This is a genomic window from Chloroflexus sp., from assembly GCF_034432675.1.
In the GTDB taxonomy this organism is placed as follows: domain Bacteria; phylum Chloroflexota; class Chloroflexia; order Chloroflexales; family Chloroflexaceae; genus Chloroflexus.
In genome coordinates this window covers 1-20,219 of record NZ_DAOUBI010000108.1, presented here as the reverse complement: position 1 = coordinate 20,219, position 20,219 = coordinate 1, and the positions used below count along the sequence as shown (strand labels likewise).

Genomic DNA, 20,219 nt, shown 5'->3' with positions numbered 1-20,219 from the left:
CAATGCCATTTTTCAAAGACGAGGTAGAACTGCGTCAAATCTTAGGTGAACTGTATGACCGGGTGAAATGTGATCCCCAGATTGCACCCCGCATCTGTGAAGGACGCATCGTCATTCAGTTCCGCTACGAAGAACCACATGGTGTTGCCACCATCGATGCTGCTCACCCGCCAACTCAGCCTGGCGCGTTTTGCGATGTGTTTTGGGGTGAAGTAGACCTGAAGCCAGATGTAGAAATGAGTATGAAGGCGGATATTGCTCATCAATTCTGGCATGGTAAAATTAATTTGATGACCGCTCTGGCTCGACGCCAGATTATTGCAAAAGGACCGATTCCTAAGATTCTCAAATTGCTACCTGCTGTTGAACCAATGTACACCCTATACCCGCGGATGCTGCGCGAGATGGGACGCGAAGACCTGGTATTAACCCGGTAGTACTCAACATGGATTTATGCCAACCACGAGTGAGATGTATGAACGTGGTGCTGCTGATGCTGAGCGTGGTGAATTTAATCCGTTCTATTATCAGCACTACTACTACTACCGACAAGGGTACGACTCGGTACGGCGCCGCAATCGGCCAAGTATAAACCGGGTCGGCATATTACTCATAAGTAGCATTGGTGTGGTCGTACTGGTTGCACTGGTGTGGCTGATTGGACGTATTGGTCCGGCTGTAGTGGCGCAGCCAGTAGCATCACCAACAACAGTGGCTACAATCTTGCACCCTTCACCAATCCCTCCGACGCTGACACCACTCCCTTCTCCCACACCAATTCCAACCGCTCGTCCACCAACCCTACAAGTTGGTGAACGAGCGGTTGTTGTGAATGTCGGTGAAGCTGCACTGCGTTTACGTGCCTCACCAGGACTAACAGCCCGGGTGATTGCACGCATCCCTGCCGGACGTGAAGTGGTACTGCTTGAAGGGCCGGTTGAAGTTGATAAATACACGTGGTGGCGTGTTGAGGTAGGATCACAAAGCGGCTGGTGCGCTGTCGCAACACCTGACGGGCTGACCTTTCTGGAACCGGTTGCCCCCTGATACGCCAACGCACCCGTTGTGGATCAAACCGGGTGTTGTGGCGCACGCAGGAGAGGCGGGTGATCAATCTGCTTCTCGTGGTCGGTGTGGATGCTGCTTTGGCCGACGTTCAACACTCTCTGTGATGGACGGGCCGGGGTGAAGAGGCGCCGGCCCGTAGAGCGACGGGTTGCCGGAACCTGATTAAATCTGTTCTTTCACAAGCATATCAGTTCCCTCCACGATGATCCGTGAGTTTAGTAGGGGCGGGTTTGGAACCTACCGGGGCGGGTTTAGAACCCGCCCCTACAGATGGTGCATGCGCACGTTCACTTTATCACACAAGGGACACGGCGAACAGAGGGGTATGTCCTGAATCGTCTGATTTGATGTCACCTGTGGACGGGCCAGGGTAAGGGGGCTGGCCCATAGTGTGACAGGCTACCGAAACCTGAACAAAAACACCTTGCGCCAGCGGTTCAGCACTCTCACCTGTGGACGGGCCGGGGTGAAGAGGTGCCGGACCGTAGAGCGACGGCTTGCCGGAACCTGATCACATCTGTTCCTTCACAAAAGCGGCTTCCAGCAATGCTGCATACGGCCCACGCTGAGCCGGGGGGAGCATGGCGGCAATTTTGAGCATCATCTCGTTAGTCAACTGCTCCATCACATCGGCAGGAATCTTGTTGTCGGGAAGCGGTTCAACACGATACGGCTCGCCGATGGTAATATGCACCGGTTTACGGAGCAGCGTACCACGAAAACCGTGCTCGGTACCGGTAATGGCCATCGGCACAATCGGCACACCGGCTTGCATCGCCAGTCGCACTGCACCGCCACGTCCGGGTTGCAGGATGCCATTCCGACTGCGGTGGCCTTCGGGAAAGATGAGCAACACGGCACCATTGCGCAGTGCTTCCACTGCCGCATCGAGCGCAGCCAGATCACGTTTGCCGCGCCGGATTGGAATAACGTTCATGTTGCGGAAAAACCAGCCGGCCAGCGGGTGGGAGAAAATCTCGATCTTAGCCAGCCACGAGAGGCGATAGCGAAACGGGAGCATGGCGCCAACGGCAGGGATATCCACCCAGTTGATATGGTTCATAACCAGGATCATGCCCCCCTGATCGCGTGACGGCAGGCGCTCGACACCGGTGATTGACCAGCGCCACCAGCCGATGAGGCGAAAGAAGTTAATGATGAGGTAGAGAAAACCGTACACCACATAGGTAAACATAAGACCCTCACAAGCGGCCAAGGTTAAACTCGAAGACGAGACGACCACCCAGCCAGCCCCCAAGTACCAACAGGATGACTCCGGCTACATGCCAGCCAAGATAGGCATTGCGTTGAGTCGAATCGGCCAGCAAACCTGGTCGGCGACGGCGCATGAGCCAGATGCGACCGTAACACAGGGTTGCCGCTAAACTGGCCGCAGCATGACCGTTGATCCACATAATGACCGGATCATCAGGTGCGATTTGCGGGCCGGTCACCTGGCGGGCTGCATCAATGAGTCCGCTGACCATCGCGATCGCAGCCCCAAGTAAGCCGAAGATCAGGCAGTGGAACGAACTCTGTTCCCACTGCATACGACCAGTACGCAGGGCGATGAACGTAAAGAAACTGCTGGCCAGCAGCAGCCCAATCGGAATATGCACAGTAGCCGGATGCAGTGCGTACATCGTTATTATTATACCATAGTCGCTGTCTCAAGCCACACGCGACCAGCACCGATCTCACCGATCTGGTGTTTGACAGCGGTCACGTGATCGGTTGGCAGATCGACCGTAATGACAACATCGACAGCAAATGCTTCTGCCACAATGACAGCCGCGTGAGCTTCAAGTAAGCGGCGAATAGCCGTGTAATCGGAATACTGCAAGTGTACGATGATTCGCTGATAGATAACCCGTTGTGTGCGCGGTACGATTTCTAACACGGCCCGAGTCGCATCACTGTACGCTCGCACCAGGCCACCAATGCCCAGCAAGGTTCCGCCAAAATAGCGGGTTACCACAACCGTAACATCACCCAGATCAGCCCCTCGCAAGACTGCCATCATCGGGCGACCGGCACTCCCGGCTGGCTCGCCATCATCACTCATACCAGCGATGATGCTCGGCCCATAGCCAACCAGATACGCATAGCAGTGATGTGTTGCGTCAGACATTGCTGCGCGCACCATCGCAATTGCTTCCCGTGCCGCAGCGACGGTTGGCGTAGGGAAGACCTGAGCAATAAAGCGCGAACCACGCACAATCAGTTCGGTACGAGCCGAGCCGGCGGGAACAGGATAGTGGGGTGAAGTCATCGCAATTATTCCTGCCACAATGGATGAACGATCTCATCAATGGCCGCTTCAAGCGCAGCAATTTCAGCCGTCAGTGTGTAGTAGTGGGCACGACCCTCGGTATGGCGGGCCAGCCAGAAGGGTTGGAACGGTTCCGGGATTGGGTTACGGAGCGCACGGGCAACTTCAGCCAGCAGATCACGAAATTCCAGTTCCCACCAGCGTTCAAGCAGCGGGCTAAGCGTGCTGCCCGGCGGCCCGAAATCGGCCAGTAGCCGGCGGGCAAATTCACGGCTTAGTGCATGTCGTTCGTGGGCCATCGTTACGGCCTGAGCTGCCAGCTCTGCCAGTCGTCCGCCAATGGCAGTGGGTACTGACGGTAGGGTAAATGTATCGTGAGTATGGCGGAGCATCTGCTTTCCTTTAGTCGAAGCAAGCAGAGCCAGGGTAAGGTGATCGGCAGGTGCCACCATCCGAACCGGCGCCAAAACGACTACCTGACCAGCATCCCAACTCAGACACACTTGATCACCATCGCCGATACATATCCGCGAGATTGGTGCTGTCAGCACTGCAGTCGCCGCAGCCGGCAATTCCCACCAGTACGGTTCCGGATCATCGGCATACTCACGCAGATGCCGTTGCAAGCCAGGGTGGTACCTGACCAGATCGGCAAACGAATTGATACCCAGACGCTGCGAATATCCGTGTGGTAGCGTCAACAGCCAGCGTTCACCGGTTGGTGTATACCAGGGCTGCAATGATTCGCGATCAACAACCGGACGCAGAAGGGGAGCGCAGGCCGGATCGAAAATGACAGCCTGATCGCGTGCTGTGCGCGAGAAGAAGAGTGCCGGTTTAGGCGTTGGAATACCAGAAATAAATGTGCGCATTCTTAGTGGGTCATGCTACAATAAAGATCATGATATAGTATACAACTGTATCATACATGAAAATACAATCAACCGTTTAATGTGTAGTGGCAGCTAGACAGTTATTGTCACGTGTTGTTTATCGTTCACGGCGCTCTCTGATAGTCGCAAGGAGCCATCCATGACCGAACTGGCCGAACAGGTGCCATCGGTTGCGGTAAGCGCCTCCCTATTACCTCTGAAAATCACGCCGCCACCGGTGCGGTCTGATGAGATGCTGCGTCCCGATTTGCAGGCGCTGTTGGCTGAAGTTCGTCTGCTGCCGGCAACAGTGGTTGTCGCGCCGGCCGGCTATGGCAAGACAACACTCCTCGCCCAATGGGCCGATCAACTAATCCAGACCGGGGCACAGGTCGCCTGGCTCGGTTTAGAGACTACCGATCAAGAACCGGCGTTGCTGCTGGCATATCTCATTGGAGCAATACGGCGGGTCATACCTTCACTAGGCGATCAGGCATCACGAATCTTGCAGAGTATCTCAAGCCTGGATCGGAACTGGCCGCTGGTAGCAGGTGCATTGCTCAGCGATATTCAACGCGAATTACAATCACTGACCGTCCTGATCCTCGATGATGTACATCTGGTGGCTGATGGGCCGATCACTGCCGATTTGCTGGGCTATCTGCTCAGAGCTGCACCACCACATCTTCACATTGTGATGGCTTCACGCCGCCCCCTCACCTTTGCTCCCCTACCTCGCCTTCGCGCTGAGGGGACATTGCTTGAAGTTGGGGCAAATGATCTCTTGCTGCGGCGTCACGAAGTTGTTGAATTATTACAGCGAGCCGGGGTAACGCTTCCTGATGAAGATATTGATCTCCTGCTCGAACGGACTGGTGGGTGGATGCTTAGTGTGCAGCTCGCCGTCCGCACACTTACCCGCCACGCACCATCCCAGCGCCGCAGCTATTTACAGGGATTGGTGACGAATCAGCACGATCTGTTCGAGTATCTGGCATCCGAGGTCTTGTCCGAGTTACCTGAACCATTAGTTGATCGTCTGATTTGTGCAGCACTGCTGAGGCAGGTCAATCCGGCATTGCTCGATGAGGCCCTGAATGTCAGAGATAGCGCCCAATTAATCGAGCAGGCGATTGCTTTCGGGTTACCGATTACTGTTGACTCCGGCAGCACCAATGGCGAGCGTGTTTTCCGTTTTCATCCGCTCTGGCAGCGGTTGCTCGCCAACCGGGCATTGACCCGTTTCAATCGTGTCTTTGTGCGCGAACTTCACGAACGATTCGGTGAAGTGCTGGCCCGCCATGATCAGATCGAAGCCGCATTGCGTCATCTGGCAATGGCCGAGAATCCGACCGCGATTGCCCGTGCATTGCGTGAACATGCTTGGCCGTTGATCGATACACTGCAGCGCGAGAGTCTGCGGAACTGGATCGAACGTTTGCCGCCAGAAGTACGTGATCGAGACCCCGAACTACTCCATATGTACGGCTGGAGTCTCTTTAACACCGATCGGGAGCGGGCGTTGCAATTGATCGGTGAAGCGGCTGAAACTTACCGCCGCAGCGGCCTACCGGCTCAGGAGTTGCGAGCGCTGCGCGACATGACGGTGCTCCTCTTCTGGGCTAATACACCAGATCGCTTTAATCTGGTGTGTCGGCAGGTCATCGATGCAGCGGGGCGTGCCAATGACACCTGGTCACGAGGTGCAGCCCTGATCGGCCTGATGGCGCTGCTTTACAGTCGTGGTCGCTTCCGGGCAGCGCTGCGCGTGGCACGTTGGGCTGATCGCCGACCGTTGAGTGTGTTGTGGCAATGGCTACTGGCCATCTTACGTGCATCCATCTACATCCAGCAAGGGTACCCTACTGAAGCACTCTCAGCGATTCGTGCAGCGCTGGAATTACCACGTATTGACCGTAACGATCTGCTACGCCAGTCACTACTGCTCTTGCAGACGATGGCATTGTATCAACAGGGAAAGCGTGATGATGCGCTTAGTCTCGCGCAAGAGAGTTATACCCGCTTGAATGATTATGCACCCGGCAGTGTGCTGGTCGGTAATGCAGCCTTGATACTCACCCTGCTGTTGATTGAACACGAACAGTTTGAGGTAGCCGCGACCTATCTCCAGCGAGTACGCCAGATAGCCGGGCATCTCGATGATCATTCTCTAACGACGTGCGCCCGTATTGTTGAAATCTATGCCCAGTTCCGCAGTACCCGCTTAGTATCTGCCACAGCCCAGGCGCTGACATTACTACGCCAGCTCCAGGCGAAGGGAGAGCATGGTGAACGAGCAGTAGCCGGCAATAACACCGTTCTCGGCTTGCAAGAGCTTTGGATGCAGAGTCTGCTGCTGATCGTGCTAGGGGAAGGTGGTGAGCCACAACGTGCGCTCGAACTAGCCAATGAGCTTGTTAAGCAGATGGCGCAACGCAATGATGGTCTGTTCCGAGCGCTTGTTCATATATATCGCGCCTACCTCATTGTCCAGCAGCGACCTGATGATCCTGCAATTGCCACCGATCTGGCGACGGCATGTGCCATTTGTGATCGCACCGGGGTTGAGTTACTGCCGTTCCTCCCTCAGACGGTAATGAACTGGGCCATCAATACAGCTCTTCGGCTCGGCTTGTCGAGTCGGGCAATGATCGCTGCTCTTCGTCAATTCGACACAGCCACGCTGAGTGTCATCTTGATGCCACTGCTGGAAGAGACATTTCCATTAGCGGTTCGCCTGCGGAGTATCAACCTGATCGGGGAACTGGGCCTGGTCAATACGTATGGTACCCTTCGTGGTTTACTGAAAGAACGTTCACCACAGATACGCGCAGCCGCGAGTGAGGCCCTGGAACGTCTGGTCTATCGTCCCCCTTATCGCCTGGTTATCCGGGCATTAGGCTATTTTCAAGTATTGCGCGGTGACCAGGAGATTCGTGATCGTGACTGGCGCAGTGTGAAAGCTCGCCATCTGCTACAATTGTTGCTCATCGAACGGGGGCGAATGCTACCCCGTGAGCAGATTATGGATATGCTCTGGCCGGGCCTCGACGGCGAGTCGGCGTCGAACAATCTGCGGGTAACAGTGAGTCGGCTGATTAAGGCCTTGGAACCGGATCGACCAGAAGGTGCGCCAACGTACTACCTGCTCCAACAAGGCGATACGTATGGATTCAACGTTGAGAGCGATCATTTATACGATGTGGCCAGATTTGTGCAAGTTGTCGAACAGGGCCGACGTGACCTGCAACTCAAACGCATTAATGAGGCACGCGAGGCATTTCAAGAGGCGGTCAACCTGTACAATGGCCCATTCTTACCGGATAGTTTGTACGAAGACTGGTCAGTTGTGGAACGTGAACGGCTGGAATTGCTGTTTATCGAAGCGGCACTCGGCCTGGGTCACATTTTCTTTGATGAAGGTCAGTTTCACGAGGCGATTAAGCTGGGCTGGCGGGTGCTGGAATACGACAAGGCGCAAGAAGAGGCGTATCAGTTACTGATCAAAGCGTACCATACCATCGGAGAGCGCAGTACGGCGATTCGCCTTTATCAACGCTGCATCACCGCACTGCGCGAAGAATTGGGGGTTGAGCCATTACCAGAAACAGTTGCTCTGTTTGAGTTGGTGCGAGGCAAGCGTGCTTCATAATCCATCAGCACATTTCCGTTGCACACTGACCGCAAACAGAAGATGGGAATCATCTGGGCTGACATCATGGCAATGTAGCGGCTGCTGGCGTTGCAGGCTACTCGGAAGAATTGGTTGACTGACCGGTTACAGATGCAGGTTCGGCAGGACTGAGATACATCGTGATAAATGCCAGCAGTTCATCGAGCTGATCAATCCGGCTCTCCAAGCCGGTACCAATGTGTTGAATGCGCCCATGACACCGTGGCGACGTAGAATCGCCATTGTCAGCCACTACAATCCGCACCAGAAATGATTCGACTCGCCGAGTCGCCATACATTTTTCCTCGTGTTACCATCTATGACAGGCGTTCGCACACTTAGTAGTATCATACAGGCGTGTCCTTACCGTTTTATAACCATTTTTGAATGGGTTGCGAGGTTTACTGTGCAAGCTGTGATTGCTGTCCTTCCCGGCGATGGAATCGGGCCAGAGGTTGTGGCTGAGGGCGTGAAGGTACTACAGGCAATTGCCAGGCGGTTCGGTCATCAATTCACCTTTCACGAGGGGCTAATCGGCGGGTGCGCGATTGATGCGACAGGAGAGCCATTACCGGCAGCCACGATTGCATTATGTCAATCCGCCAATGCGGTGCTGCTCGGTGCAGTAGGCGGGCCGAAATGGGACGATCCGCAAGCCCGTGTGCGACCAGAACAGGGATTGTTGGGTATTCGGAAAGCACTCGGTCTGTTTGCCAACCTTCGTCCGGTACGCATCTATCCGCAGTTGATCAACGCCTCGCCAATCCGACCTGAACGGTTGCAGGGAGTTGATCTGCTTGTCGTCCGTGAACTGACCGGTGGTATCTACTTCGGCGAGAAACGTCGCGAACGTACTGCCGATGGCGAATGGGCCAGCGACCTCTGCATCTACACCGAGGAAGAGATTGTGCGCGTTGTGCGCGTTGCAGCACGACTGGCCCGTCAACGACGCGGTAAAGTTACTCTGGTTGATAAGGCCAACGTTCTGGAGACGAGCCGGCTATGGCGGAGTATCACCACACGCCTGATGCAAACCGAGTTCCCCGATCTGCAACTTGAGACCATGCTGGTTGATGCGTGTGCTATGCACCTCATCCGTCGTCCGGCTGATTTCGATGTGATCGTCACCGAGAATATGTTTGGCGACATTCTGACCGACGAAGCCTCGATGCTAGCCGGTTCGATGGGTATGCTCCCATCAGCGTCACTGGCCGATGGTCGGCTGGGGTTGTACGAACCGATCCACGGCTCGGCACCGGACATCGCCGGTCAGAGCAAGGCGAATCCCCTGGCAACGATCCTGAGTGTGGCGATGCTCTTGCGCTACTCGCTCGATCTACCCGCCGAAGCCGATTGTGTCGAAGCGGCAGTTGCCTCGGTGATCGAACGGGGAATTATGACCGCCGATATTGCTGTGCCAGGACAGACTGCGTACAGTACCGCAGCCGTCGGTGATGCGGTAGTTGCTGCGATTGCCGCTTGACTGGCCGGCTATGCTATACTGAAGGCCACGCTACCGAACCAGAATCGTGAACAGCGGAAGGAGCGCTCGATGGAGCGAAAGATTCGTGTGTTGGTCGCCAAACCTGGTCTCGACGGTCATGATCGTGGCGCGAAGGTGATAGCCCGGGCCTTACGTGATGCCGGAATGGAAGTGATCTACACTGGTCTTCAGCAAACGCCGCAGATGATCGTTGAAGCGGCATTGCAAGAAGACGTTGACGTAATCGGTCTCTCGATCCTTTCCGGTGCCCACATGACTCTGCTACCCAAAGTGATGCAGTTGCTGCACGAACAAGGGATGACCGACGTGCTGGTCGTTGCCGGTGGCATCATCTCTGATGAAGACGCCGAGATTCTCAAGCGTGAGCACGGCATTGCCGAGGTGTTCGGCCCCGGTTCGTCAACACAAGCGATCATCGATTTCATTCGTTCTCACGTCGAGTTAACGCGGGGTTGAACCATGAATGAACATGAATTGGTTACGCGCCTGCGCAATGGTGAGCGTCGGGCACTGGCGCGTGCCATTTCCCTGGTCGAGCATGGGGGGCCAACAGCGCGCGCGTTACTGGCCGCCGCGTACCCTTACGGCTCCGCCCATCGCGTCGGTATTACCGGCCCGCCAGGCGCTGGCAAATCGACCCTGGTCACCGCACTGGCCCAGGAATGGCGCAAACGTGGGGTGCCGGTCGGGATTGTCGCCGTTGATCCCTCTTCACCATTCAGTGGTGGCGCCGTGCTGGGCGACCGCATCCGAATGCAGGCCCTCGGTGGCGATCCGGGCGTCTTCATCCGCAGTATGGCCAGTCGTGGTCGGATGGGGGGACTGGCACGGGCCACGGCTGATGCAGTCACGCTGATTGCCGCAGCCGGGTTCCCGGTGATATTGATTGAAACCGTCGGCGCCGGTCAGGATGAAGTCGATATTGCGCAAGCCGCTGATACTACCATTGTTGTTGAAGTGCCCGGCATGGGTGATGATGTACAGAGCATCAAGGCCGGGATGCTCGAAATCGCCGATGTCTTCGTGGTTAACAAGGCAGATCGCCCCGGCGTTGACCAGATAGTGCGTCAGCTCCGCACGATGTTGAACCTCGGTGCACCACCAGCCGATGGCTGGATGCCGCCGGTGCTGACGGCAATTGCTACCACCGGTGAAGGGTGTGCTCAGATCGTTGATGCAGTAGAACAGCACCGTCAACACCTCATCGCGTCGAACAGCCAGTCGCAACGAGCACTGAGTGCGGCTGAACGAGAACTGACTGCCGCTGTGCAAGAACTCGTTCTCGAACGATTACACGGTTCACGCTGGAGTGAGCTGGTGCAGCAGATTGCTGCCCGTCAGCGCGATCCATACGCTGCGGCGAGCGAGTTGCTCATGGCCGATGTGATCATGCGTGATGGGAAGGAGTAGACGACATGTTCCCGTGTCCTGGAGAGATGCACCACAACGGCGCAGAAGGGCATAGCGGGATGAAGGGAAGATGCACCACAGAGGCACGGAGGGCACAGAGGAGTTGGTAGTATTTGGGGGTGAGGCCAATTCATCATTCACCATCGCTGTGTACTCGGTGTCTCGGTGGTGACACAACCTTCTCAGTAAGGAGGAATATTGTGCAGGTTAATCCAACCATTTTCAAAGCCTACGACATTCGTGGCATTTATCCGACCGAACTTAACGAAGAGGTCGCTTATTTGATTGGTCGTGCGTTCGTCACCTTTCTCAGTGCCGAAACGGTGATAGTTGGGCGGGATATGCGCACATCGGGGCTGGCCCTGTTCGACGCCGTTACGCGCGGGATCATGGATCAGGGTGCCGATGTTGCCGATATTGGCATGGTCAGCACCGATCAGTACTACTTTGCCTGTACGCAACTTGGCTTCCCCGGTATGATGGTGACGGCATCACACAACCCCAAACAGTACAATGGCTTCAAGATGGTGCGCCGGATGCCATACCTCTTGTCGGGTGATGAGGGTATTCAGGATTTGCGCCGGTTAGTCGAGAGTGAAGCCTTTCCGACTCCAACCCGCCGTGGTCAGCGCCGGGAATACGACTTCAAAGAGCAATTCGTGCAGAAGGTGCTCTCGTTGATCGATGTAGACGCTATCAAGCCGCTGAAAGTCATTGTTGACACCGGTAACGGGATGGTAGGGCCGATTTTGCAGGAGGTGTATGCCCGCTTACCGATCCAATTGACCGGGATGTACCTCGATCCCGATGGTACGCTGCCCAATCACGGGCTTGATCCGCTGATGCCGGAAAACCGCGCCGAATTGCAACAGCGTGTGAAAGATGAGGGGGCCGACATCGGCTTCGCATTCGACGGCGACGGTGATCGTTTCTTCGCGATTGATGATCGCGGTGAGTTTATTTCCGGTGATTTTCTCACGGCAATTCTGGGGCGTTACCTGCTTGAGAAAGAACCAGGCGCAAAGATTCTCTACGACGTGCGGGCATCGTGGGCGGTACCTGATGAGGTGCGTGCTGCCGGTGGTGTTCCGCTGGTCGAACGGGTCGGTCACGCCTTCATCAAGCGCCGTATGGCCAATGAAGACGCAATCTTTGCCGGTGAAGTCTCTGGACACTACTACTTTAAAGCCTTCGCATTCGCCGATTCAGGCATCATTCCATCACTCTACCTGCTCGAAATGCTCTCGAAGCGCGGGGTCAAGATGAGCGAACTGCTCGGTCGGCTGGAGTCGCGCTACTTCATTTCGGGTGAAATCAACTCACGTGTCAGCGATGTGGCCGCCAAGCTCAACGAGATTGCCGAACGCTACAGTGATGGCAAAATCGAACGAATTGACGGTGTTTCGGTAAGTTACGATACCTGGCACTTTAATGTGCGCGGGTCGAATACCGAACCACTGATCCGGCTTAACCTCGAATCGATTGCCTCACGCGAAGAGATGGAAATGCGACGTGATGAAGTGCTGGCTGTGATTCGTTCGTGATGTCCGATTTACCTTTACCGTATCGAATATCACGGTCTGCCAACGAGATTTGCACCTCGTGATCACACGTTGGCACTGACTCGATCAGGCAGGGTCTATCTGAAACGTTCGTCCCTGTATGTACCGTCCAGGCAATATTCTATCTGAAGGGCACATCGGGCACCTCAGGGGGGCAATGTGCTGTCATCGCCCTCCCCCATCTTCATTTTGCACCTGCACAACCTTATGCTACAATCAGCCCCGTCAGATCGATAATTCCATACTCTTTGCCATATCAGGAGGTTCATTGTGAGTGTAAAAAAGATCGGCATTCTCGTCGGTCGTGAGTGGTCGTGGCCACCGGCTTACATCGAAGAGGTCAATCGACGTAACGCCGGGGTATGGGCTGAGTTCATAAAGTTGGGTGGAACTCGCATGGCTGAACTCTGCGATTACGACGTGATCATCGACCGCATCAGCCATGAAATTCCCTACTATCGCACCTTTCTCAAGACAGCAGCACTTAGCGGTACCCGGATTGTCAATAATCCGTTCTGGTGGAGTGCCGACGACAAGTTTTTCGGCGCCTCACTTGCTACTGCCCTCGGCATTCCCCATCCACGGACAGTGGCCTTACCGTCGCACTCCTACATCGAAGGCGTCGTCGAAGAATCGCTGCGCAATCTGCAATACCCCATTCCGTGGAAAGAGCATGTCGACTATGTTGGCGGCTTTCCGGTGATTCTCAAACCAGCCTGGGGTGGTGGGTTCAAAAAGGTATACAAAGTTCATTCGTATGAAGAGCTGTGGCGGGCGTACAATGAGACCGGCATCGAGTGCATGATGCTGCAAGAGTACATCGCCTGGGAGAAGTATGTGCGCTGCATTGTGATCGGTCGCCGCCATATCATGACCATCAAGTTCGACGCCAACGCACCCTGGCCACACCGCTATTTCCGTGACGACAACTACCTCACGCCTGAGGAAGGTCGGCAGGTAGTCGAAGGTGCTCTCAAGTTGAACCAGGCTCTCGGCTACGACATGAACACGGTTGAGTTCGCCATCCGTAATGGTGTAGCTTATGCTATCGACTTCACAAATCCAGCGCCCGATTTTGATGTCAACTCATTAACGCCCCACTACTTCGACTGGGTAGTGCGCACGATGGCCGATTTCACTATCGAGCTGGCCTTACAGGGACGGACCAGGCCAGAAGAGTTTGCCTGGCATCGCCTGCTCAACGGCCCGATGGCACCGGCCATTAGCCCATCGATATCGGCAACAACCGACTCGGTCAACAACGACCCACTGGCTGCTGAAGCACCAGCTACGCCCAAACGACGGCGCACGACGCGGAAGAAGGCAGCCGAAGAGACCTCATAATCGCAGCGTGCATGAATGTGTTATGCCAGAACGATCATCGTAAAGGTGTGAAATTATGACCCTCGCCCAGGCAATTGCCGACTATCACGCTTTACTTGAACCGGCGCTGGCAGTTGAGTCGTGGCAGCGACTAACCGCAGAGATGCGTGCTCGCCGGCTGTATTTTGGTGAACGGCCATTGGCAACCGTCCTCCGGCCACGCCTGATCACCGCCTCGCAATACGAACTTCTCCGTCGGGGAACGCAGCAGGTTGCCGAAGCGGCACGTACTCTTGTGGCGGCTGCCCTTGACGCTTCTGAAGCTGGCCGGGCCGTGCGTGAGGTATTGATGTTGACCCCTCTTGAAGAACGTCTGATCGAGATGCATCCGGGCTATCTCGAACCGAGCGCCCATTCGCGGATGGACACCTTCTTGACCGTGGATGGGTCATCGTTGCAATTTGTCGAGTACAACGCCGAGAGCCCGGCGGCAATTGCCTATGAAGATCTGCTGGCGCAGGCATTTCTGGCGATGCCGGTGATGCAAGAATTTACCAAACGCTATCCAATTCTGCCCTTACCAGCTCGCCAGCATCTATTGCGCACATTGCTCGATTGCTGGCGAGCGGCGGGAAGTCCTGGTCACGAGCCACACGTGGCTATTGTTGACTGGCACGGTGTGCCAACAGCGACTGAGTTCGAGATGCTTCGCCAGTATTTTGTTGAGCACGGCCTGCCAACCGTCATATGCGCACCCCAAGACCTCAGATTCCGTGATGGTCAATTGCTGGCCTCCACCCCTGATGAGGGGGAAATACCGGTCACCATTGTTTTCAAGCGGGTGCTTACCAGTGAGTTCCTTACCCACTACGGTGATGAAGCGCTATCCCATCCGCTGGTACAGGCGTATGCTGCCGGTACCTGTGTGATTGTCAACTCGTTCCGGGCCAAACTGCTACACAAAAAATCGCTCTTTGCGCTCCTGTCCGACGAACGCTTCCACGATCCGTTGAGCACAGATCAGCGGGCAGCAGTGGCTGCCCACGTGCCCTGGACGCGCATTGTGCAACCGGGAACAACCACGTACCAGGGCGAACAGATCGATCTCCTATCTTTCGTGCGTGCCAATCGCGAACGGTTATTGTTGAAGCCGAACGATGAATATGGTGGCAAAGGGATTACGATTGGCTGGGAGGTAAGTTCCGACGAATGGGACGCCGCCCTGCAAGCGGCCCTCAGCTCACCGTTTGTGGTACAAGAGCGGGTGACAATCGCTTACGAGCCGTACCCCGCCTTGATCGACGGTCAGGTGGTGATCGGCGATCGTCTGGTAGATAGTGATCCCTTCCTGTTTGGAACGGAGGTGAATGGCTGTTTGTGCCGCCTCTCAACCGTGACATTGCTGAATGTGACTGCCGGCGGCGGCAGTACCGTTCCAGTCTTCATCATTGACAAGTAAACGCAACGCAGGAGTCGGCGATGCTGGTGTACGACGCACTTGGGCGGGAGATCGAGCTGGCGGGAACACCACAACGGATCGTGTCACTCGTGCCGAGTGTAACTGAGTGGTTATTCAGCGTTGGTGCCGGCGAGCGCGTTGTCGGTATCACCGACTACTGTATCGAACCGGCAGCAGCACTCCAGCAGCTACCCCGGCTCCGCGGCACCAAAAATCCCGATCGAGCGGCAATTATTGCGCTTAAGCCCGATCTGATCATCGCCGAACAGGAAGAAAACCGGGAACGGGATGTACGCGCACTAACGGCAGCCGGCCTGGCAGTGTATGTCACAGCAATTCGGAGCGTCGCCGACGCAATGACGCAACTGGCGACTCTGGCCCAGGTGTTGGCCGTAACCGATGGTGCTGCGCCGATCACTCAGGCTATCGAACAAGCAGCGACTGCTCCACCACACCCCACCCGACGAGTCCTGGCCCTGATCTGGCGCGATCCGTGGATGGCTATCGGGCGCGACACCTACGCCGGTGACCTGCTACGCCTGAGCGGTGGGGTCAATGTCGCGGCCACGTTACCCGGACGCTATCCACGGGCAGCGCTGGCCGACTTTCTGGCCCTCGATCCTGACATTGTCTTGTTGCCCAATGAACCATACCCGTTCAGCGAACGCGACCTGTCGACATTCAATACCGTAGAAGATCGTTGCCGGATTGTCCTGTGTGATGGGATGGCGTTGACCTGGCCCGGCCCGCGCACGGCATCTGCCATCGCGATGTTTCGGCGGATCTTGGAGCAGACCACATGAACCTATTCATCCGTTTACGCGAGGCGGTGATCGATACTGTGTTGAGCATAAACGAGCAGCAGGTACTCAATACCGGTACAGAAACCGCACCTGCACCTACCGACGACGGTGTAGCCTTGGCAGTCGCTCTCAAGCAGGCGATGCAGCAATTCAAAGCCCAGGCTATGGATGAACAAGGGAAGCTAGTGGCATATCAGGGCCTGCGCAACGATCCGGCGTACCTTGCCTACCGCTCGGAACTAACCCCACAACTGCAACGGTTTGATCCGGCGTCACTTCCCGACCACGCCACTCGTCTCGCCTTCTGGATCAACCTGTACAACGCCCTGGTGATTGATGCAGTGATCGCCTTTGGTATCACGACCAGCGTCGCCGATCAATGGTCGGGCTTACGCTTCTTTCGAGCGGCTGCCTACCAGATCGGTGGTCTACGCTGTTCGCTCGACGACATCGAACACGGTATTCTGCGCACCAATCGCGGCCATCCCTTCATTCCCGGCCCACAATTTGCCGCCGGCGATCCACGGCTACGCTGGATCATCGATCCGCCAGATCCGCGCATTCATTTTGCCCTCAATTGTGCCAGCCTCTCATGTCCGCCGATTGGAGTATATCGCGCCGAACAGATTGATCAGCAACTTGACCTGGCACTCCGCGCTTTCGTAGCCACCGATGTAGCGATTGACCCGACACGCGCCGAGATTCATCTGTCACGCATATTTGACTGGTACCGGGAAGACTTTGGTGGAACGGATGGAATTATTCAACTCTTACGACAGGCACTCCCCGCCGATGAACGACGCGCCTGGCTCTTGCAGGCACGACAGGTCCGCCTCATCTATCGCCCTTACGACTGGCGATTGAACCTGGCCTGAAGGAGCGACTACGACCGGCGACTGGCGCAAGCATGCGCACAAAGAATTAATTGTACCGCCTAACCGAACAAATCTTCTCGCAGATACCGACACTGGCCCGCCTATGGGGCAGCGCGTACCGAGCACTCAACTTCGACGAAATCCTGTTCACGCCATTCCACAAACCCCTACATACGTCGCGGCTGGCCCTGATCACGACCGGCGGGGTACATCTGCGGGATTAGCCACCGTTCGACATGGTTGATACCTGTGCCGACCCAACCTACCGCCGTATTCCGGCTACAACCCCGCTAAGCGAGCTAACCATCACCCACGACTATTACGATCACAGCGACGCCGAGTGCGATCTCACCATCCTCTTCCCGCTCGACCTGGTGCGCACACTGGTACAGCGCGGCATCATCGGCAGCCTCGTCGATTGCTACGGCTTCATGGGGCATATCGAATCACCCCACCTGACGACACTGCTGCAACAGACGGCGCCGGAAGGAGCAACGTTCCTCAAACAAGAACAGGTTGACATCGTGCTCCTCACCCTGGCTTGAGGGTTATGCAATCAGTCCGTGGGACTGATCGCACGCATTATCGAAGCAGTCGGCATCAGCACGGTCTGCATCGTCAGCCTGAAACCAATTGCCGAACAGGTACGACCGCCGCGCACCCTACACCTGGCTTGGTCATTCGGGCATCCGCTGGAAGAACCGGGCAACCGCACACAGCAGCTCTCTGTCCTCCATGCCGCACTCCAAGCCCTGACAACCGCCGAACCGGGCTGACGTTGGCGACGAGAAACCTACACGCCACCACTTGACTGGCTGGGTGAGGGGGAAGAGAGTCTATAAATCATTGCACCCACATTGTGTCAAACAATAACGTAGGCTATCCTGAAATCACACAATAATCCTGTAGTAAGTATCGGCGATCCCGGCCAAGTCGGGGAGTGCTCCCTGTCGTACCTCTATCCCGGCGTAGGCGGCATGGGCTTCGGCGATCATCCGCGCAGACGGCTCCAGTCCAATTGCCTGGTAGCCGTGTTGGTTCAGCCAGGCCACGTCGCGCCCACTGCCACTGCCAATGTCGATCGTGGGCCGACCAGGGTGAAAGAAGGTCTCCACCAGCCGATAAATGGCCGTTGGCTGGAGATGCCGTTGAAACGCTGCCTGTTCACGGGCCAGTTGATCGTAGCTGCGAATGGTTTCTGCATCGGCCATAGCAACCTGAATTTGTGATTACGACCTGTGATGCTTTTCGCCAAAAAGACGGTAATTCAGCACTGAAAAGATGGAGTCGTGGCTCTCGATCTGCTCCAATGCAAAGAGGTCCGTCGCACTGAGCGATTCCTGGCGGGCAAGGAGCAGGATGTGATCAAAGCGATCAAGGTACCGCTGCCAGCCGGGATCGCAGTCTATCAGCCAATCACTCATTTCGGCCAGCAACAGTTCACGCGCCGCCTGGGTTAGGGCACGTTCGCGCAAGCCTTCAGCAGCCGGGTAGTAGGTCACCAGTTCGGCAAAACGACGTTCGGCCTCATGCAATGCCCGCCGGTAATGGTCAGTGAATGGCGATTGCCAGGCGGTCGCGGATGCGTCTGCCTGCGCTGTAGCCTGTAGGACAACCGTATCATTGCTGGAGAGATGGTGCAGTAGACTACCCGGCTGGGTCAGACGCAGGCGGAGATCGGTGGCACAGCGGGTAAGTACCGCCTGTAACCAGGTAGGCCCCTCAAACCAGTTCCTGCTCCAGAGCCGTGCATCTATCGGTACTACCAGCGTTGTCTCTGATGGAAGCTGGCTCAATCGGAAAAGCAATTGATCGACGAAGTGATTGGCATGTTCCTGGGCACGTCGTAGCGCATCATACGGATCGTATGGTTGCGGGGCACCAGCACCGTTGGCGGTATAACCGGTTGGATCAGCAGGATTGCGGTAGAGCGGATCGCCAGGGTAACCCAGTTCCACCGACCAAATGTGGCGAGCGAGATCAGCCTCTACCCCAATCGCAGCCAGACGGCGTGGTACGAGCCAGCCGGGTAGGTGACCGTGTTGGAGCTGGACATTGGAAGGATCGACGATCACATATCGTAGATCGAGTTCTAGAATGATGCGCTCTAACCCATCACGCCAAGCACTACCAGGCAGCCAGAGGCCTTCCGGTCGCTTGAGGTAGCGCGAGATGTAGAGCAGGCCGTGCTCAAGTTGGGCACGAACCATACTCTCGTGCCCAAGGAAAGGCAGGATGGCATAGCTGGCCGGTACGCAGAGCGGGGTAATCAGTCCGGCTGCTACCAGCTCCTGGAGCCGACCAAGCGGATTGCGCTGATAGCGGATGGTAAAACTGCGTAGCAGTTGGCGATCCCAATCAAGGTAAAAACGAGCCAGATATGCCCCATGCTGGTTGCCTTCGTGCTCGAAACGAGTGAGTTCGTCTTGGTGGTGGATTATCCTTCCTTCCAGCCACTGCACAAAATGCTTGTGTACCACCGGATCACGCCATTGTTCCAGCGCAATCGGTGAGCACGCCAGCGCAATGGACAGAGGGAGCGAGTGACGCTGCAATTCTCCAATGAGATCGAGCAGTGGAATAAGTGTGTGAGCCGTGAATGCGTGCAGTCGCTCCTCACCAATCGGTTGCCGTCCAGGATGACGGAGATATGGAACGTGCACTTCTATCACAAATGCGATTGGCATTGCTTTCTCGCTTGTTGGTGAATGCCGATCTGTAACTAATTCCTACGGATATACCGGTGTCACGATAATTGGTGTCGGGAAGGGTGTCTCGGTTGGCGTCGGCGAGACGGTCGGTGTCGCTGTCTATGTTGGCGTCGGTGTCGCCGTTTCCGTCGGCGTCGCCGTTTCCGTCGGCTTCTCCGTTTCCGTCGGTGTCGCCGTTTCCGTCGGCCTCTCCGTTTCCGTCGGTGTCGCCGTTTCCGTCGGTGTCGCCGTTTCCGTTGGCGTCGCCGTTTCCGTTGGCGTCGCCGTCGCTGTCGCTGTAACGGTTGGAGTCGGTGACGGCGGGGGCGGCGGTGGTGGAGATGGCGGTGGTGAAGTTGGCGGTACGGGTGTTGGTGGTACCGGTGTCGGCGTTGGCTCGACCGATGGTGTCAGGGTCGGCGTTAGTGTTGGTACGACAGTTGCAGTAGCTGTCGGTAATGGCAGGGCGAGCGTCGGTGATGGCCCAGCTGGAACGATGGGGGTCGGTAGAGGATCTGCACCGCTAACAAAGCCGCGCATGACCAGAACCGCTAACGTACCAACCATGATTAAGAGTAAGCCACCGATGATGAAAAAAGACAACTGTTCCGAGTGATCATTATTGCGTAATTTTGGTTCGGCGACCCCAGGTTCCGGCTCATGGCGTCGTGGTACCGCTGATGCCGGTGGCTCCGGTGTTGCCGGATG

21 protein-coding genes and 1 pseudogene are annotated in these 20,219 nt (G+C 56.2%); 14 read left to right on the top strand and 8 right to left on the bottom strand.

Translation table 11 applies throughout. The features are described from left to right. Positions 1-2: 2 nt before the first annotated feature. Complete coding sequence (locus VAE55_RS08005) at positions 3-437, top strand: hypothetical protein (RefSeq protein ID WP_322815264.1); 435 nt, start codon at positions 3-5, stop codon at positions 435-437. Between the two features lie 16 nt (positions 438-453). Further along, a complete protein-coding gene (locus VAE55_RS08000; protein ID WP_322815263.1) occupies positions 454-1,047 on the top strand; it encodes an SH3 domain-containing protein in 594 nt (197 codons plus the stop codon). 532 nt (positions 1,048-1,579) lie between these two features. Here the strand turns inward: VAE55_RS08000 and VAE55_RS07995 are convergent. The 4 genes from VAE55_RS07995 to VAE55_RS07980 are packed head-to-tail and all read right to left on the bottom strand — an operon-like array spanning position 1,580 to position 4,212. Next, positions 1,580-2,263, bottom strand: coding sequence for a lysophospholipid acyltransferase family protein (locus VAE55_RS07995; RefSeq protein WP_322815262.1), 684 nt, complete (start codon positions 2,261-2,263; stop codon positions 1,580-1,582). A 7-nt stretch (positions 2,264-2,270) separates the two neighbouring features. Continuing rightward, entirely contained in the window at positions 2,271-2,711 is a 441-nt protein-coding gene (locus tag VAE55_RS07990; RefSeq protein WP_322815261.1) for a DUF2231 domain-containing protein, read from the bottom strand. Positions 2,712-2,719: 8 nt separating this feature from the next. Further along, a complete protein-coding gene (locus tag VAE55_RS07985) occupies positions 2,720-3,340 on the bottom strand; it encodes a YigZ family protein (protein ID WP_322815260.1) in 621 nt (206 codons plus the stop codon). Between the two features lie 5 nt (positions 3,341-3,345). Then, positions 3,346-4,212: a hypothetical protein gene (locus VAE55_RS07980; RefSeq protein WP_322815259.1), complete on the bottom strand. Its 867-nt coding sequence runs from the start codon at positions 4,210-4,212 to the stop codon at positions 3,346-3,348. A 160-nt stretch (positions 4,213-4,372) separates the two neighbouring features. On the opposite strand from VAE55_RS07980, the gene VAE55_RS07975 reads away from it, so the two are divergent. Continuing rightward, complete coding sequence (locus VAE55_RS07975; protein WP_322815258.1) at positions 4,373-7,864, top strand: BTAD domain-containing putative transcriptional regulator; 3,492 nt, start codon at positions 4,373-4,375, stop codon at positions 7,862-7,864. Between the two features lie 97 nt (positions 7,865-7,961). Here the strand turns inward: VAE55_RS07975 and VAE55_RS07970 are convergent, their stop codons facing one another. After that, entirely contained in the window at positions 7,962-8,180 is a 219-nt protein-coding gene (locus tag VAE55_RS07970) for a hypothetical protein (protein ID WP_322815257.1), read from the bottom strand. 111 nt (positions 8,181-8,291) lie between these two features. Here VAE55_RS07970 and leuB point away from each other — a divergent pair, with 111 nt between their 5' ends. From leuB to VAE55_RS07915, 11 genes are all read left to right on the top strand, one after another. Beyond that, the gene (gene leuB, locus VAE55_RS07965) at positions 8,292-9,368 is read left to right on the top strand and encodes a 3-isopropylmalate dehydrogenase (RefSeq protein ID WP_322815256.1); all 1,077 of its coding nucleotides are present in this window, start codon (positions 8,292-8,294) and stop codon (positions 9,366-9,368) included. Positions 9,369-9,437: 69 nt separating this feature from the next. Continuing rightward, the gene (locus VAE55_RS07960; RefSeq protein ID WP_322815255.1) at positions 9,438-9,845 is read left to right on the top strand and encodes a cobalamin B12-binding domain-containing protein; all 408 of its coding nucleotides are present in this window, start codon (positions 9,438-9,440) and stop codon (positions 9,843-9,845) included. A 3-nt stretch (positions 9,846-9,848) separates the two neighbouring features. Then, positions 9,849-10,799 carry a methylmalonyl Co-A mutase-associated GTPase MeaB gene (meaB, locus tag VAE55_RS07955; RefSeq protein ID WP_322815254.1) on the top strand — a complete coding sequence of 317 codons (951 nt, stop codon included), beginning with the start codon at positions 9,849-9,851 and terminating at the stop codon, positions 10,797-10,799. 200 nt (positions 10,800-10,999) lie between these two features. After that, a complete protein-coding gene (gene manB / locus VAE55_RS07950; RefSeq protein WP_322815253.1) occupies positions 11,000-12,343 on the top strand; it encodes a phosphomannomutase/phosphoglucomutase in 1,344 nt (447 codons plus the stop codon). A 288-nt stretch (positions 12,344-12,631) separates the two neighbouring features. After that, the gene (locus tag VAE55_RS07945) at positions 12,632-13,705 is read left to right on the top strand and encodes a hypothetical protein (protein ID WP_322815252.1); all 1,074 of its coding nucleotides are present in this window, start codon (positions 12,632-12,634) and stop codon (positions 13,703-13,705) included. A 55-nt stretch (positions 13,706-13,760) separates the two neighbouring features. Then, positions 13,761-15,143 carry a circularly permuted type 2 ATP-grasp protein gene (locus VAE55_RS07940; RefSeq protein WP_322815251.1) on the top strand — a complete coding sequence of 461 codons (1,383 nt, stop codon included), beginning with the start codon at positions 13,761-13,763 and terminating at the stop codon, positions 15,141-15,143. 20 nt (positions 15,144-15,163) lie between these two features. After that, positions 15,164-15,946 (top strand): helical backbone metal receptor, encoded by a 783-nt coding sequence (locus tag VAE55_RS07935; RefSeq protein WP_322815250.1) that lies wholly within the window; start codon positions 15,164-15,166, stop codon positions 15,944-15,946. Continuing rightward, the gene (locus VAE55_RS07930; RefSeq protein WP_322815249.1) at positions 15,943-16,821 is read left to right on the top strand and encodes a DUF547 domain-containing protein; all 879 of its coding nucleotides are present in this window, start codon (positions 15,943-15,945) and stop codon (positions 16,819-16,821) included. The genes VAE55_RS07935 and VAE55_RS07930 overlap by 4 nt, the downstream gene beginning before the upstream one ends. Positions 16,822-16,871: 50 nt before the next feature. Further along, complete coding sequence (locus tag VAE55_RS07925) at positions 16,872-17,045, top strand: hypothetical protein (protein ID WP_322815248.1); 174 nt, start codon at positions 16,872-16,874, stop codon at positions 17,043-17,045. A 12-nt stretch (positions 17,046-17,057) separates the two neighbouring features. Further along, entirely contained in the window at positions 17,058-17,366 is a 309-nt protein-coding gene (locus tag VAE55_RS07920) for a hypothetical protein (protein WP_322815247.1), read from the top strand. A gap of 18 nt (positions 17,367-17,384) precedes the next feature. After that, complete coding sequence (locus VAE55_RS07915) at positions 17,385-17,597, top strand: hypothetical protein (RefSeq protein ID WP_322815246.1); 213 nt, start codon at positions 17,385-17,387, stop codon at positions 17,595-17,597. Positions 17,598-17,711: 114 nt separating this feature from the next. Here VAE55_RS07915 and VAE55_RS07910 read toward each other — a convergent pair whose 3' ends face one another. From VAE55_RS07910 to VAE55_RS07900, 3 genes and pseudogenes are all read right to left on the bottom strand, one after another. After that, positions 17,712-18,032 (bottom strand): class I SAM-dependent methyltransferase, encoded by a 321-nt coding sequence (locus tag VAE55_RS07910; RefSeq protein ID WP_322815245.1) that lies wholly within the window; start codon positions 18,030-18,032, stop codon positions 17,712-17,714. Positions 18,033-18,050: 18 nt separating this feature from the next. Then, the gene (locus tag VAE55_RS07905) at positions 18,051-19,508 is read right to left on the bottom strand and encodes a 1,4-alpha-glucan branching protein domain-containing protein (RefSeq protein ID WP_322815244.1); all 1,458 of its coding nucleotides are present in this window, start codon (positions 19,506-19,508) and stop codon (positions 18,051-18,053) included. A 123-nt stretch (positions 19,509-19,631) separates the two neighbouring features. Then, a pseudogene (locus VAE55_RS07900) lies at positions 19,632-20,219 on the bottom strand (serine/threonine protein kinase); the annotation flags it as partial.

What these genes read in the sequence shown, in the direction of transcription:
- VAE55_RS07930 (WP_322815249.1), top strand. Translation starts at nt 15,943, where the DNA reads ATGAACCTATTCATCCGTTTACGCGAGGCGGTGATCGATACTGTGTTG.
- VAE55_RS07960 (WP_322815255.1), top strand. Translation starts at nt 9,438, where the DNA reads ATGGAGCGAAAGATTCGTGTGTTGGTCGCCAAACCTGGTCTCGACGGT.
- VAE55_RS07985 (WP_322815260.1), bottom strand. Translation starts at nt 3,340, where the DNA reads ATGACTTCACCCCACTATCCTGTTCCCGCCGGCTCGGCTCGTACCGAA.
- VAE55_RS08000 (WP_322815263.1), top strand. Translation starts at nt 454, where the DNA reads ATGCCAACCACGAGTGAGATGTATGAACGTGGTGCTGCTGATGCTGAG.
- VAE55_RS07935 (WP_322815250.1), top strand. Translation starts at nt 15,164, where the DNA reads ATGCTGGTGTACGACGCACTTGGGCGGGAGATCGAGCTGGCGGGAACA.
- VAE55_RS07980 (WP_322815259.1), bottom strand. Translation starts at nt 4,212, where the DNA reads ATGCGCACATTTATTTCTGGTATTCCAACGCCTAAACCGGCACTCTTC.
- VAE55_RS07940 (WP_322815251.1), top strand. Translation starts at nt 13,761, where the DNA reads ATGACCCTCGCCCAGGCAATTGCCGACTATCACGCTTTACTTGAACCG.
- VAE55_RS08005 (WP_322815264.1), top strand. Translation starts at nt 3, where the DNA reads ATGCCATTTTTCAAAGACGAGGTAGAACTGCGTCAAATCTTAGGTGAA.
- VAE55_RS07920 (WP_322815247.1), top strand. Translation starts at nt 17,058, where the DNA reads ATGGTTGATACCTGTGCCGACCCAACCTACCGCCGTATTCCGGCTACA.
- meaB (WP_322815254.1), top strand. Translation starts at nt 9,849, where the DNA reads ATGAATGAACATGAATTGGTTACGCGCCTGCGCAATGGTGAGCGTCGG.
- VAE55_RS07975 (WP_322815258.1), top strand. Translation starts at nt 4,373, where the DNA reads ATGACCGAACTGGCCGAACAGGTGCCATCGGTTGCGGTAAGCGCCTCC.
- VAE55_RS07905 (WP_322815244.1), bottom strand. Translation starts at nt 19,508, where the DNA reads ATGCCAATCGCATTTGTGATAGAAGTGCACGTTCCATATCTCCGTCAT.
- VAE55_RS07995 (WP_322815262.1), bottom strand. Translation starts at nt 2,263, where the DNA reads ATGTTTACCTATGTGGTGTACGGTTTTCTCTACCTCATCATTAACTTC.
- VAE55_RS07970 (WP_322815257.1), bottom strand. Translation starts at nt 8,180, where the DNA reads ATGGCGACTCGGCGAGTCGAATCATTTCTGGTGCGGATTGTAGTGGCT.
- VAE55_RS07990 (WP_322815261.1), bottom strand. Translation starts at nt 2,711, where the DNA reads ATGTACGCACTGCATCCGGCTACTGTGCATATTCCGATTGGGCTGCTG.
- VAE55_RS07910 (WP_322815245.1), bottom strand. Translation starts at nt 18,032, where the DNA reads ATGGCCGATGCAGAAACCATTCGCAGCTACGATCAACTGGCCCGTGAA.